Source organism: Mycolicibacterium alvei (assembly GCF_010727325.1).
In the GTDB taxonomy this organism is placed as follows: Bacteria; Actinomycetota; Actinomycetes; order Mycobacteriales; family Mycobacteriaceae; genus Mycobacterium; species Mycobacterium alvei.
Map to the genome: position 1 here is coordinate 5,580,192 of NZ_AP022565.1, position 14,105 is coordinate 5,594,296.

At 67.4% G+C, this 14,105-nt stretch carries 12 protein-coding genes and 1 tRNA gene; 8 read left to right on the forward strand and 5 right to left on the reverse strand.

Annotated elements, in window-relative coordinates; translation table 11 throughout:
- Positions 1–19: 19 nt before the first annotated feature.
- Together G6N44_RS26705 and orn are read right to left on the reverse strand one after the other, a co-directional pair.
- Positions 20–92 (reverse strand) — tRNA-His (locus G6N44_RS26705).
- 40 nt (positions 93–132) lie between these two features.
- Positions 133–780 carry an oligoribonuclease gene (gene orn / locus G6N44_RS26710; RefSeq protein WP_163669251.1) on the reverse strand — a complete coding sequence of 216 codons (648 nt, stop codon included), beginning with the start codon at positions 778–780 and terminating at the stop codon, positions 133–135.
- Between the two features lie 117 nt (positions 781–897).
- On the opposite strand from orn, the gene G6N44_RS26715 reads away from it, so the two are divergent.
- The gene (locus G6N44_RS26715) at positions 898–2,469 is read left to right on the forward strand and encodes a helicase HerA-like domain-containing protein (protein WP_163669252.1); all 1,572 of its coding nucleotides are present in this window, start codon (positions 898–900) and stop codon (positions 2,467–2,469) included.
- 50 nt (positions 2,470–2,519) lie between these two features.
- Here the strand turns inward: G6N44_RS26715 and cmrA are convergent, their stop codons facing one another.
- On the reverse strand, positions 2,520–3,326 hold the full coding sequence (cmrA, locus tag G6N44_RS26720) for a mycolate reductase (protein WP_163669253.1): 807 nt from the start codon (positions 3,324–3,326) through the stop codon (positions 2,520–2,522).
- A gap of 43 nt (positions 3,327–3,369) precedes the next feature.
- Between cmrA and G6N44_RS26725 the strand changes: the two genes are divergently transcribed.
- On the forward strand, positions 3,370–4,677 hold the full coding sequence (locus G6N44_RS26725; RefSeq protein WP_163669254.1) for an MFS transporter: 1,308 nt from the start codon (positions 3,370–3,372) through the stop codon (positions 4,675–4,677).
- A 9-nt stretch (positions 4,678–4,686) separates the two neighbouring features.
- Here the strand turns inward: G6N44_RS26725 and G6N44_RS26730 are convergent, their stop codons facing one another.
- Positions 4,687–5,415, reverse strand: a complete 729-nt coding sequence (locus G6N44_RS26730) for an MmpS family transport accessory protein (RefSeq protein WP_170309431.1) — start codon at positions 5,413–5,415, stop codon at positions 4,687–4,689.
- Positions 5,416–5,518: 103 nt separating this feature from the next.
- Here G6N44_RS26730 and G6N44_RS26735 point away from each other — a divergent pair, with 103 nt between their 5' ends.
- Entirely contained in the window at positions 5,519–7,396 is a 1,878-nt protein-coding gene (locus tag G6N44_RS26735; RefSeq protein ID WP_235682887.1) for an alpha/beta hydrolase family protein, read from the forward strand.
- Here G6N44_RS26735 and G6N44_RS26740 read toward each other — a convergent pair.
- Positions 7,393–7,983, reverse strand: coding sequence for an SACE_7040 family transcriptional regulator (locus G6N44_RS26740; RefSeq protein WP_163669256.1), 591 nt, complete (start codon positions 7,981–7,983; stop codon positions 7,393–7,395). The two genes, G6N44_RS26735 and G6N44_RS26740, sit on opposite strands and share 4 nt — an antisense overlap.
- A 71-nt stretch (positions 7,984–8,054) precedes the next feature.
- Between G6N44_RS26740 and G6N44_RS26745 the strand changes: the two genes are divergently transcribed.
- From G6N44_RS26745 to G6N44_RS26765, 5 genes are read left to right on the forward strand one after another with little or no spacing between them, the layout of a single operon-like run.
- Positions 8,055–9,608: a carboxyl transferase domain-containing protein gene (locus G6N44_RS26745; protein ID WP_163669257.1), complete on the forward strand. Its 1,554-nt coding sequence runs from the start codon at positions 8,055–8,057 to the stop codon at positions 9,606–9,608.
- 2 nt (positions 9,609–9,610) lie between these two features.
- Positions 9,611–11,620 (forward strand): ATP-binding protein, encoded by a 2,010-nt coding sequence (locus G6N44_RS26750; protein WP_163669259.1) that lies wholly within the window; start codon positions 9,611–9,613, stop codon positions 11,618–11,620.
- Positions 11,617–12,780, forward strand: coding sequence for an acyl-CoA dehydrogenase family protein (locus G6N44_RS26755; protein ID WP_163669261.1), 1,164 nt, complete (start codon positions 11,617–11,619; stop codon positions 12,778–12,780). The genes G6N44_RS26750 and G6N44_RS26755 overlap by 4 nt, the downstream gene beginning before the upstream one ends.
- Positions 12,777–13,286, forward strand: a complete 510-nt coding sequence (locus G6N44_RS26760) for a MaoC family dehydratase (RefSeq protein ID WP_163669264.1) — start codon at positions 12,777–12,779, stop codon at positions 13,284–13,286. Before G6N44_RS26755 ends, G6N44_RS26760 begins: the two co-directional genes overlap by 4 nt.
- Complete coding sequence (locus tag G6N44_RS26765; RefSeq protein ID WP_163669266.1) at positions 13,283–14,089, forward strand: HpcH/HpaI aldolase/citrate lyase family protein; 807 nt, start codon at positions 13,283–13,285, stop codon at positions 14,087–14,089. Before G6N44_RS26760 ends, G6N44_RS26765 begins: the two co-directional genes overlap by 4 nt.
- The last annotated feature ends 16 nt before the right edge of the window (positions 14,090–14,105 follow it).

A 14,105-nucleotide genomic window follows, 5' to 3' on the forward strand; every position in this document is an offset into this window, starting at 1 on the left:
ACGGCGTTCCCGATATCGGGGTGGCTGACGGGACTCGAACCCGCGACAGCCAGGATCACAACCTGGTGCTCTACCAACTGAACTACAGCCACCATCGCCGCGCTGCCTTGCGGCACATGCGGCTCGTAGATACTAACTGCTCGGGTGTCCTACTGCCGAATCGGTTTCGGTCGCGTCGGCCTTCGGCGGCCCGAGCTCGGCCGCGATCGCGGCGATATCGCTGGTAGACGGCCCGGGCTGGGTGACAAATGCGGTCGAGCGGTAGTACTGGAGTTCGCGGATCGACTCGTGGATGTCGGCCAGGGCGCGGTGGGCCAGCCCCTTCTCCGGCTGGCCGAAGTAGATCCGGGGGTACCAGCGGCGGCACAGTTCCTTGATCGAGCTGACGTCGATCATCCGGTAATGCAGGTAATCGTCGAGTTTCAGCATGTCGCGGGCGATGAAGCCGCGATCGGTGGCGATCGAGTTGCCGCAGAGGGGGGCGGACTTGGCCGTCTTGACGTGTTCGCGGATGTAGTCGAGCACCATCTGTTCGGCGGTCTCGACATCGACGGTCGACGCTCGCACTTCTTCGATCAACCCGGACCGGGTGTGCATCTGTTTGACCACGTCGACCATGGCGGACAGCGCCTCGTCGTCGGTGTGAATGACCACGTCCAGGCCGTCACCGAGGATGTTCAGGTCAGCGTCGGTGACCAGAACCGCGATCTCGATCAGCCGATCGGACTTCAGGTCGAGGCCGGTCATCTCGCAGTCGATCCATACCAGTTCGTCTCGCACGAAGGTCCACAGTATGCCCATTCCCGGCACACAGGCGTCATACCCACCGTGTGTGGCGCCCGACAAGTAGTGTCAGACCCCGATTGGCTCGTACGCGAAAACTGGGAGGACCGCGGCATGACCACCGAATCGACAGGCACCCCCGCGCAGCAGATTGCCGCCGGTTACGCCGTCGAAGGACAGGCGCTGGAGCTCGGCACCGTCGTTGTCGACGGCACCGTCGATGCAGGAGCGCAGGTGCGCATCCCGCTGGCCACGGTCAACCGGCACGGGCTGATCGCCGGTGCCACCGGTACCGGTAAGACGAAGACGTTGCAGGTGATCGCCGAGCAGCTCTCCGCCGCCGGCGTCCCGGTGGTGATGGCCGACGTGAAGGGCGACCTGTCGGGGTTGTCGAAGCCCGGCGAGGTCAGCGACAAGACCGATCAGCGCGCCAAGGACACCGGCGACAGCTGGACGCCGACCGCCTTCCCGGTGGAGTTCCTGTCGCTGGGCACCGAGGGTATCGGGGTGCCGGTGCGGGCGACGATCACCAGCTTCGGTCCGATCTTGCTGTCAAAGGTTCTGGGGCTCAACGCAACCCAGGAGTCCACGCTCGGCCTGATTTTCCACTGGGCCGATCAGAAGGGTCTGCCGCTGCTGGACATCAAGGATCTGCGTTCGGTGATCCAGTTCCTCACCAGCGATGACGGCAAGCCCGAACTCAAGGCGTTGGGTGCGGTGTCGACCACGACGGCGGGTGTCATCCTGCGCGCCCTGGTCAACCTGGAGGCCGAGGGCGCCGATTCGTTCTTCGGCGAACCGGAGCTGGAACCCAAGGATCTGCTGCGCACCGACGCGCAGGGCCGCGGCATCATCAGCCTGCTGGAGTTGGGTTCGCAGGCCGCACGCCCGGTGATGTTCTCCACGTTCCTGATGTGGGTGCTGGCCGACCTGTTCACCTCCCTGCCCGAGGTCGGCGACGTCGACAAACCGAAGCTGGTCTTCATCTTCGACGAGGCGCATCTGCTGTTCTCCGACGCGTCCAAGGCGTTCCTGGAGCAGGTCGAGCAGACCGTCAAGCTGATCCGCTCCAAGGGCGTCGGCGTGTTCTTCTGCACGCAGTTGCCCACCGACGTGCCCAACGAGGTGCTCTCGCAGTTGGGTGCCCGGGTGCAGCATGCGTTGCGCGCCTTCACCCCTGACGATCAGAAGGCACTGTCGAAGACCGTGCGCACCTACCCGAAGACCGATGTTTACGACCTGGAGAAGGCGTTGACCTCGTTGGGTATCGGCGAGGCTGTGGTGACGGTGCTCTCGGAGCGGGGTGCGCCGACGCCGGTGGCCTGGACGAGGATGCGGGCGCCGCGGTCGTTGATGGACACCATCGGGACCGACGCGATCACCGCGGCCGCCAAGGCCAGCCCGCTGCAGGCGACGTACGGACAGACCGTCGACCGGGATTCGGCCTACGAGCGGTTGGCCGCCAAACTCGCGCCGCCGCCGGCACCCGAGGATCCAGGTGGCTTCGGTGGCATCGAAGCCACGGGTGAGATCGAGGCGATGCCGGCCCCGGCTCAACCGGCCGAGCCCGGTTTCCTCGACAAGATGATGGCCAACCCGGCGTTCAAGAGCGCGATGCGCTCGGCGGGCACGGTGATCGGCCGCGAGATCACCCGCAGCATCTTCGGCACGGGCCGCCGCCGCTGAAACCGCTGAAACCTAAGCGCGAGTGGCCACTCGGCGCCGAGGGCAACCCCCTAGCCGCCGCCGAGCTTCTTGTAGACGGCGCCGACGATCGGGGTCACGATGGCCCGCGGTGCGTAGCCACTGGCCATCGACATGGCCTTGGAGGTCACGCCGGGGACCACGCGCATCTTGTTGCGCTCCAGGCCGTCCAGCGACAGCTTGGCGGTGTATTCGGTTGAGATCCACAGGAAGTCGGGGATCAGCCGCTCGACCAGGGACTGCTCGGACTCGTCGGGCAGGTCGGTGCGGACCGGGCCCGGCGCCAGCACCGTCACGTGCACGCCCGCGTCCTTGAGCTCGCCGCGCAGCGACTCGCTGAACGTGTTGGCGAACGCCTTGGATGCCGCGTACGTGGCGTTGTTGGGGATGGGTGAATTGCCTGCCGCCGATCCGGAGGTCAGGATGCCGCCGGAGCCGCGCTTGACCATTCCGGGCAGCACCGCCAACACCAGATCGTGGACACCGAGCACGTTCAGCTGCACCTGGGCCTTCTCGCCGGCCGGATCGAGGTCGACGACCGGGCCGAAGGTCGCGGTGCCCGCGTTGGCGCACAGGATCGAGATCTCGCGCTGGGCCAGTTCGTCGCACAGGACGCCCCGGGCCGCCGGGTCGGCGAGGTCGACGGCGCGCACCTCGACCGTGACGCCGTAGCGGTCGGTGAGGCGTTGGGCGAGCGACGTCAGGACGTCCTCCCGCCGCGCGGTGATGATCAGGTGGTGGCCGCGGGCAGCGAGTTCGGTGGCCAACGCTTCGCCGATGTTCTGCGAGGCGCCGGTGACGACGGCACGGGCATCCGGACTGGGTGCGGGTACTGGCATGCGTCCAATCCTAGAAGGCGCCCGAACCCATAGGGTGGCGGTCATGACTAACCCCGGGCGGGCGAGGGTGCTCGCGTGGGCATTGTGGGACTGCGGAGCGACGGGCCTCAACGCCATCGTCATCACGTTCGTGTTCTCGGTGTATCTGACCGGCAGTGTCGGTGCGGACCTTCCCGGGGACACCACGCCGGCCAGCTGGCTGGGGCGGGCCATGGCGGTCGCCGGTCTCGCAGTGGCCCTGCTGGCACCGGTTACCGGTATCTGGGTCGATGCGCCGCAGCGGCGGCGTCGGGTGCTGGCGGTGATGACCGGTGCGGCCGTGCTGTTGACGTCGGCGATGAGCCTGATCCGTGACGACCACCGGTATCTGATGCCGGGCCTGGTGCTGTTGGCTTGCACAGCGGCCTGCAACGAGCTGGCCACGGTGCCCTACAACGCCATGCTCCGACAGTTGTCCACACCTGAGACGTCAGGGCGTGTCTCCGGGCTCGGCCTGGCGCTGGGCTATGGCGGCAGCGTGGTGCTGCTGCTGTTGGCCTACGTCGGGTTCATCGCAGGCGACGGTGATACCCGTGGGCTGCTGGGCATCCCGATCGAGGACGGGCAGAACGTGCGGGCGGTGATGCTGCTCACCGCCGTCTGGTTCGTGTTGTTCGCGCTGCCGATATTCGTGATGGTGCCGCGGGTGACCGATGCCGGCCCGGTGGAGAAGGTCGGATTCTTCGGGGCCTACCGCAAATTGTGGACCGAGATCCGGGGTGAGTGGCGACGCGACCACAACGTCGTCTACTACCTGGTGGCGAGCGCGGTGTTCCGCGACGGGCTGGCCGGGGTGTTCGCGTTCGGCGCGGTGCTGGGCGTCAACGTCTACGGCATCTCCCAGGCCGACGTGCTCTTGTTCGGCATCAGTGCCTGTGTGGTCGCTGCGGTGGGCGCGGTGGTGGGTGGCGTGCTCGACGACCGGGTGGGTTCCAAGCCCGTCATCGTCGCGTCGCTGGTCAGCCTGATCGCGGTGGGATTGGCCCTGCTGGTCCTGTCGGGACCGGTGGCCTTCTGGGTGTGTGGCCTGCTGCTGTGCCTGTTCATCGGGCCGACGCTGTCCGCGGCACGCAACGTGATGCTGCGGATCACCGCCGACGGCAAGGAAGGTGTGGCGTTCGGGCTCTACACCACCGTCGGACGGGCGGCGTCGTTCCTGGCGCCGTGGCTGTTCTTCATGTTCATCGACTTCTTCGGTGCCGACCGTGCCGGGATGGGCGGCCTGGTGCTGGTGCTGGCGCTGGGTCTGGCCGGGATGCTCGCCGTGCGGGTACCCGCCCGGCAGCACGGCCCGGCCGTCACGACGTCCTGAACCGTCGGCTCAGGAGGTCCCGACACAGATCGTGATCCCCGAGCCGCTGCGATGCTGGGTCTGCACGCCGTTGACGGTCACGGTGCAGGCCACCTCGGGGCCGAAATTCACGACGCTCACACTCGCGGTCTCGGTCGCCGGTTGAGCGAGTTCGACCTGCTTGCTCCACGGCAGCATGACGTTGAACTCGGTCTGGAGCATGTTGCCGGTGTCCAGGTAGGTGATGTTGATGGCCCGTCCCTCGCCGGTGACCTCGTAGGTGACGGTCTCGGTCGGCCCCGGTGTGGCCTCCGTGGGCGGGGCGGTGGTGGGTGGCGGGATCGGCCGCGGTGCGCGCGTGGTCGTCGTGGTGGGCCTCGGCGACGTGCTGAATCCAGGCTGGGGGGTGACCGGTTGCGGCGCGACCACCGTCTCCTGGCTCGAGCCGTTGGCGATCACCAACGCGATGACCATGCCCAGGGCGACCAGGACCGCGACGGCGGCCAGAATCCACAGCCAAAGCCGTGGTCGGTGGCCATCGGGTTCCGGCGGAGTGGGTGCGCCCGCCGGCTGACCGGTGGCGTTGGCGTCGTACCCGGGAGGCGGGTAGGGCGGCAGCTGCTGGGTCGGATTCGGTACCGAGGGCCCAGCGTGGGGCACCGCCGGGTAGACGCCCTGATACGGCGGTTGGTTCGAGTACGCCGGATCTGGATAGTCCACGGGGTAGTCGGACCCGTCGCGGCGTGGTGAATCGGTCATGCCCACCTCATGGCTGCGAGGGTACCTGTGCAGATGCTCAGTCCGCTGCGACCGAGGTCGTGGCGATCGAGCGGCGGTGAGGGATCCTGAAGAGGACGCGGGAGTGACGGGAGGACGCGAGGTGGCCGCAGATCGGCACGTGCGGGTGAACTACGGCGCGTCGTTGTCGCCGGATGCGACGGCATTTGCCCACTTGGTCGACGACGGCGGCTATCCGCGCGCGGTGCAGCGGTTCCTGCGTGGCTGGCGGGCCAGCTCCTCCCGCGACGTCGAACTGCCCGTGGTCGGGCCCGTGACGAAGGTCATCCATTCCGCCGACGGACATTGGTTGGCCTGCGAGATGGCCCCCGAAGGCGGGACCCGCAGCCAGATCTGGGTGGTGACGACCGATCCCGACGACCGGGATGCCCACCGGATCGACTACTGGCCCCCGGACGCGGAGGGCACCGCGGAACTGATCGGTTGGGACGGTGCCCAGGTGGCGGCGATCCTGACCGGTGAGGACGGCGTCGGCAGCTCGTGTCTGATCGATCCGGCCACCGGGGACACGATCGTGCTCGACCGGCGCTCGGGTGGCCGGTTGGTGGACGCGTGGGCGGGAGCCTCGCTCGTCCGGGTCGGTCCGCGTGGCTATCAGGAGCTCATCATGCTGTGGGGGCTCACCGAAATCGCGCTGCTGCCATCAGATCCCGGCTCGGTCACCGATTTCGGTGTGATCCTCGACGATCACACCCCACGCCGGCTCCGCAGCGGCTACGACGGCGAGACCGCGCTGTACCACCCGGCCGGCACCTACGAGCCCGACAGCACCGAAGGGTTTGTGCGGGCGTTGATCCGCAGTGACAACGGGGCCGCCCATGCCCGGCTGCTGGAGGTCACGGTCACGGCCGAGGGCGTGACCTATCACGTGGTCGCCGAGCGGGCCGGATACGAGCTCGACGAGTTCGTGGTCAGCGATGACCTGTCCACCGTCGCGTTGTTGTGGAACATCGACGGCCGCAGTGAGTTACAGATCCTGGAGTATGCCGACGAGACATTGTCGGTGCCGATTCCGCTGCCCGGCCCGGTCGCCGGGGAGCTGAGTATCAGCGCCGGCGGTTCCATGGTCGCGGTGACGGTGCAGGGACCGTCGTTGCCCCGCACCGTCGAGCTCGTCGATCCGCGGTCGCTGGAGTGGGAGCGGATCGACCGGGAGCCCAGCCGCGGTCCGCTCACCTCGGCACCGACGCTGGAACGGATCACCGCGCGCGACGGTTTGGAGCTCACCGGCTGGCTGTACCGGCCACCGGGCGAGACGGTGGGCGCGGTGATGTTCCTGCACGGCGGTCCCGAGGGACAGGCGCGGCCCGAATACAACGAGATCTTCCCGGCACTGCTGGAAGCGGGTTTTGCGGTGCTGACCCCGAATGTGCGCGGTTCGGGTGGATTCGGTCGGGCGTTCGTGCACGCCGATGACAAGGAGTTGCGGTTCGCCGCGATCGACGACGTCGCCGACTGTGCGAGGTATCTGGTCGACGAGGGCATTGCGCCGGCCGAGCGGCTGGCCTGTACCGGGTGGTCATACGGCGGCTATCTGACGCAGGCGGCGCTGGCTTTTCATCCGGAGCTGTTCGTCGCAGGCATCAGCATCTGCGGAATGAGCGATCTGAACAGCTTCTACCGCACCACCGAGCCGTGGATCGCGGCGGCGTCCTATCCCGAGTACGGCCACCCGGTCGCGGATCGTGATCTGCTGGAACGGCTTTCGCCGTTGCCCAAGGCCCACCAGGTGATCGCACCGCTGCTGCTGGTGCACGGCGGCAACGACACCAACGTGCTGCCCGATGAATCCCGTCAGATGTACGAGGCGCTCGTGGCCCTCGGGCGCACCACCGAACTGCTGATCTTCGACGACGACGGCCACGAGATCGTCAAGCGGGAGAACCGCGCGGTCCTGGTCGATGCGGCAACCCGCTGGCTGGCCAAGGCGTTCGGTGTCTAGGCCGTGAGCGCGGCCAGCGTCATCCGGCGCAGTACCGCGCGTGAATGTGTCTTGGGGGCAGCGGGTCTCACGCTGTAGGGGGTGGAGTTCAGCAGGCCGAACGCGGCATGCGCCATCACACGCGCGTCGTCCTCGGCGAGGTCGGGGTTGAGTTGCGTCAGTACTGCGACCCAGATCTCCACGTACTGGCGCTGGGACCGCCGCACCTGACGCTTGGCGGTGTCGGGCAGGTGGGCCAGGTCGCGGTCCTGGATGCGGATCAGATCGGGTTCGCCGAAGACGAAGTCGAGGTGGAAGTCCACCAGGTCGTTCAGGGTGTCGACCGGCGGGGCGTTCCGTGCGGTGACAGCCTGTGCGCCGGTGAGCAGGCGGGCGCTGATCCCGACGAGCAGCTCGACCAGAAGGGCCTCTTTGTTGGGAAAGTGCCGATAGATGGCCGGAGCCGAGATCCCGACCGCCGAGCAGATGTCTTCCAGGCGTACCGCGAGGTAACCGCGTTCGGCCACAAGCCGTTCGGCAGCAGCGATCAGTTGCGTGCGGCGGTCGGACTTGGCCTTGCTGCGGCGGGTGACGGCGCTGTCGGACATGGCGCCTTTCGGGGGTAGACAACTCAGTTAATGAAAACTAACCTAACACGAGTTAGTTGTCATTAACCGAAATGGGAGCGGCCTTGTCATCGCACCGCGACGATCATCTGGCGCTGGTGGAGCAGTTGCGCGCCAAGCTCGCCACCGCCGCCCTCGGCGGCTCCGAGAGGTCCCGTCAACGCCACGTCGACCGGGGCAAGTTGCTACCCCGCGACCGGGTCGACGGCCTGCTGGACCCGGGCAGTCCGTTCCTGGAGATCTCCGCACTGGCCGCCGACGGGATGTACGACGACGAATGTCCCGGCGCCGGGATGATTGCGGGCATCGGCCGGGTCTCGGGCCGCGAATGCCTGATCGTCGCCAACGACGCGACCGTCAAGGGCGGCACCTACTACCCGGTCACGGTCAAGAAGCATCTGCGCGCACAGGAGATCGCGCTGCAGAACAAGCTGCCGTGCATCTACCTGGTCGACTCCGGCGGGGCCTTCCTGCCGCGCCAGGACGAGGTGTTCCCCGACCGCGAGCACTTCGGCCGGATCTTCTACAACCAGGCCACGATGAGCGCGCAGGGCATCGCCCAGATCGCCGCGGTGCTCGGGTCGTGCACCGCGGGCGGGGCCTACGTGCCGGCGATGAGCGATGAGGCCGTCATCGTGCGCAATCAGGGCACGATCTTCCTGGGCGGCCCGCCACTGGTGAAGGCCGCCACCGGTGAGGTCGTCACCGCCGAGGACCTCGGCGGCGGAGACCTGCACTCCAAGACCTCCGGCGTCACCGACCACCTCGCCCACGACGACCGCGACGCCCTGCGGATCGTGCGCAACATCGTCGCCACCCTCGGGCCGGCCGACGCGCCGCCGTGGGCCGTGACGCCCACCGTGGATGCCGTCGCCGATCAGACCGAGCTCTACGACGTGGTTCCGGTCGACGCCCGGGTTCCCTACGACGTACACGAGGTGATCACCCGCATCGTCGACGGCGGCCAGTTCAACGAATTCAAGGCCGAGTACGGCACCACCCTGGTCACCGGGTTCGCCCGCATCCACGGTCACCCGGTCGGTATCGTCGCCAACAATGGGGTGCTGTTCGGCGAATCTGCGCTCAAGGGAGCACATTTCATCGAATTGTGCGACAAGCGCAAGACACCCCTGCTCTTCCTGCAGAACATCGCCGGTTTCATGGTCGGCCGCGACTACGAGGCCTCGGGCATCGCCAAGCACGGCGCCAAGATGGTCACCGCGGTGGCCTGCGCTCGGGTGCCGAAGCTGACCGTGGTGATCGGCGGTTCCTACGGCGCAGGCAACTATTCGATGTGCGGACGTGCCTACTCGCCACGGTTCCTGTGGATGTGGCCCAACGCCCGCATCTCGGTGATGGGCGGCGAGCAGGCCGCGTCGGTGCTGGCCACCGTGCGCGGTGACATGAGCGCCGAGCAGGAAGAAGAGTTCAAGGCCCCGATCCGCGCCCAGTACGAGCATCAGGGCAACCCGTACTATTCGACCGCCCGGCTCTGGGATGACGGGGTCATCGACCCGGCGGATACCAGAACCGTGCTAGGACTTGCTCTTTCGGTTGTCGGCCAGGCTCCGCTGGAGCCGGTCTCCTACGGCGTTTTCCGGATGTGATGATGAGCCTCTCTCAGTTCGACACAGTCCTCGTCGCCAATCGTGGCGAGATCGCGGTGCGGGTCATCCGCACCCTGCGGGCCATGGGTATCCGGTCGGTCGCGGTGTTCAGCGATGCCGATGCCAGGGCCCGCCATGTCGCCGAGGCAGATGTGGCGGTCCGCATCGGACCTGCTGCGGCCCGGCAGAGCTACCTCGACATCGATGCAGTGGTGTCGGCCGCGCAGCGCACCGGCGCCCAGGCGGTGCACCCCGGATACGGATTCCTCTCCGAGAACGCCGAATTCGCCGCCGCACTGCAGGCCGCCGGCATCGTCTTCATCGGACCTCCCGCCGCGGCGATCGCCACCATGGGAGACAAGATCGCCGCCAAGACCGCAGTGTCGGCATTCGGTGTCCCTGTCGTGCCCGGGATCTCGCGTCCGGGGCTGACCGATGAGGATCTGATCGCCGGGGCTCCCGAGGTCGGATTCCCGGTACTGGTCAAGCCGTCGGCCGGCGGTGGCGGAAAGGGTATGCGGGTGGTCGAGCAGGCTGCCGATCTACCTGCCGCGCTGGCCAGCGCCCGTCGCGAAGCCGCCGCCGCGTTCGGCGACGACACCCTGTTCCTGGAACGGTTCGTGTTGCGGCCCCGGCATATCGAGGTGCAGGTACTCGCCGACTGCCACGGCAACGTGATCCATCTGGGCGAGCGGGAGTGCAGTCTGCAGCGCCGGCACCAGAAGGTCATCGAGGAGGCGCCCTCGCCGCTGTTGGACGCCGCGACCCGGGCCCGCATCGGACAGGCCGCCTGCGACACCGCGCGTAGTGTCGACTACACGGGCGCCGGCACGGTGGAGTTCATCGTGTCCGCCGATGCGCCCGACGAGTTCTTCTTCATGGAGATGAACACCCGACTTCAGGTGGAACATCCGGTCACCGAAATGGTCACCGGCGTCGACCTGGTGGAACAGCAGGTCCGCATCGCAGTTGGGGAGAAGCTCGCGATCGGCCAGGACGACATCGTCATGACCGGGCACGCGGTGGAAGCGCGGGTCTATGCCGAGGATCCGGCCAACGGCTTCCTGCCCACCGGTGGACCCGTGCTCGGACTGCGGGAGCCCAGCGGGCCGGGAGTGCGGGTGGATTCCGGCCTGGCCGCGGGCACCGTCGTCGGCAGTGACTACGACCCGATGCTGTCGAAGGTCATCGCCCACGGCCCCGACCGGGCCGCCGCACTGCACAAACTGGATCGGGCGCTGGCCGACACCGCGGTGCTGGGTCTCACCACCAATACCGAGTTCTTGCGCTTCCTGCTGGCCGATCCCGATGTCGCCGCGGGCCGGTTGGACACCGGTCTGCTGGATCGTCGCGCACCCGAGTTCGCCCCCGAGGCCCCCGGCGATGCCCAGTTGATCGCGGCGGCCGCCTATCTGTGGGTTTCCGACTGGTCTACTGCCGGTGACGATCTGTGGGCCCGTCCGACGGGCTGGCGGGTGGGCGAACGCGCACCGGCCGCATTCCGGTTGCGAGCGGGCGACCGCACCGACCACGTGTACCTCACCGGCACTCCCGACCAGGCCACCGCTTCGGTGGAGAACGGTGAAACCCACACCGTCAGCGCGGCTTTCGTCGGCAACCAGTTCACCGTCACCCTCGACGGCATGCGCACCGAGTATCTGGTCGCCACGCAGCTGAGCGGCGGAGTCGGCCAGCTCTGGCTCTCCGGCGCCGGGCACAGCTATGTGGTCGAAGAGGTGCGCGAGGCGCCGGTGCGGCCCGACGACGAGCACAGCGGCGACGCCGAACTGCTCAGCCCCATGCCGGGATCGGTCGTCGCCGTGGGCGTTGCGAGCGGCACCGAGGTGACCGCCGGAACCATGGTGGTCACCGTGGAGGCGATGAAGATGGAGCATGCCCTCACCGCACCCACTGACGGTGTGGCCGAGCTACTTGTCGCCGTCGGCGACCAGGTCAAAGTGGGCCAGCCGTTGGCCCGGATTACCGCTGCAATACAGGAGAACGAGCAATGACGGACTTTCTGTCCACCGGCACCCTGCCGGACGATTACGCGCAACTGGCCAAGACGGTCCGGGATTTCGCCCAGAACGTGGTCGCCCCCGTTGCCGCCAAGCATGACGAGGAACATTCCTTCCCGTATGAGGTCGTGGCCGGCATGGCCGACATGGGGCTGTTCGGCCTGCCGTTCCCCGAGGAGTTCGGCGGCATGGGTGGCGACTACTTCGCACTGTGCCTGGCCCTGGAGGAACTCGGGAAGGTCGACCAGAGCGTGGCCATCACGCTGGAAGCCGGGGTTTCGCTGGGCGCCATGCCGGTGTACCGCTTCGGCAACGACGCCCAGAAGGAAGAGTGGCTGCCGCTGCTGGCCAGTGGCAAGGCGCTGGGTGCGTTCGGCCTGACCGAGGCCGGCGGCGGCAGCGATGCCGGCGCCACCAAGACCACCGCGAAGATGGATGGATCAACTTGGATAATTAATGGCTCCAAGCAGTTCATCACCAACTCCGGCACCGACATCACCAAACTGGTGACCGTGACCGCCGTGACCGGTGAGCGTGACGGCGGCAAGAAGGAGATCTCCTCCATCCTGGTGCCCGTGCCCACCGAAGGGTTCACCGCCGAACCTGCGTACAACAAGGTCGGCTGGAACGCCTCGGACACCCATCCGCTGAGCTTCGACGACGTCCGGGTGCCTGCCGAGAACCTGCTCGGCGAGCGGGGGCGCGGCTACGCCAACTTCCTGCGCATCCTCGACGAGGGTCGTATCGCGATCGCGGCGCTGTCGGTCGGCGTCGCGCAGGGTTGCGTGGACGAATGTGTGAAGTACGCCAAGGAACGTCAGGCCTTCGGCGCGGCGATCGGGACCTACCAGGCCATCGCCTTCAAGATCGCGCGGATGGAGGCTCGCGCCCACACGGCGCGAGCCGCCTACTACGACGCCGCCGCACTGATGTTGTCCGGCAAACCGTTCAAGAAGGCGGCCTCGGTGGCCAAGCTGGTTTCCAGTGAGGCCGCGATGGACAACGCCCGTGACGCCACCCAGATCTTCGGCGGCTACGGTTTCATGAACGAATACCCGGTGGCCCGGCACTACCGGGACAGCAAGATTCTCGAAATCGGCGAAGGGACAACCGAAGTGCAGCTGATGCTGATCGCGCGGGAGGCTGGCCTGTGAGCGAGGCCGGAGAAGAAGGTTCCGAGAAGGTAATCCGCCAGCGCGGGCTGTGGTACGAGGAACTCGAACCCGGCGTGCGCTACCTGCACGCCCCCGGCCGCACCATCACCGAGGCCGACAACGTGCTGTTCACCACCGTCACCATGAACACCCAGGCACTGCACCTCGACGCAGCCTGGTCGGACGAGCAGCCGCCGTTCAACGCCCGTCTGGTCAATTCGATGTTCACACTGGCCACCCTGGTCGGGCTGTCGGTGACCCAGATGACCCAGGGCACCACCGTCGGCAACCTCGGGTTCTCCGAGATCGCCTTCCCCAAACCGATGTTTCACGGTGACACGCTTTACGCCGAAACTGTCGTCACCGAGAAGCGGGAATCGAAGAGCCGTCCCGGTGAGGGCATCGTGACGTTCGTGCACACCGGACGCAACCAGCGCGGAGACGTCGTGGCCACAGCCACCCGCAAGGCTCTGATGCGGATGCGTCCCGAGGGGGATTCCGAATGACATTGCAGGCGCCGGGTCCGGGTTGGTTGTTCTGTCCCGCCGACCGCCCCGAGCGGTTCGAAAAGGCCGCGGCGGCAGCCGACGTGGTGATCCTCGACCTGGAGGACGGGTGCGCGGCCAAGGACCGTCCGGCCGCCCGTCAGGCCCTGATCGACACCCGACTGGACCCGGCCCGCACGGTGGTGCGGGTCAATCCGAGCGACACCGCCGACCATGAGCTCGACCTCAAGGCGGTCGCCGCCACCGACTACACCACCGTGATGCTGGCCAAGTCCGAGCATGCCGATCAGGTAACTGCTTTGGCGCCACTGGATGTCGTGGTGCTGATCGAGACGCCGCTGGCGGCGTTGAACGTGGTCGAGTTGGTGCAGCCCGACAATGCCTTCGCGGTGATGTGGGGCGCCGAGGATCTGTTCGCCGTCACCGGCGGTACCGCCAACCGCCGGTCTGACGGGTCGTACCGCGACGTCGCCCAGCACGTGCGGTCGCAGACCCTGCTCGCGGCCAAGGCCTACGGGAAGCTGGCGCTGGATTCGGTGTACCTCGACATCAAGGATCTCGACGGCCTGCGGGCCGAGTCCGATGATGCGGTTGCGGTCGGTTTCGATGCCAAGGTGGCGATCCATCCGACGCAGGTCGCCGTCATCCGCTCGGCCTACGCCCCGACCGAGGAGCAGATCGCCTGGGCTCGGGCGGTACTCGACCGGGTGGCAGGAGAACGCGGCGTCTTCCAGCACGACGGCCTCATGGTCGACGCTCCGGTGCTGCGCCGCGCCGAGCGCATCGTCGCCCTGGCTCCCTGAATTCCTCGCGAGGTGA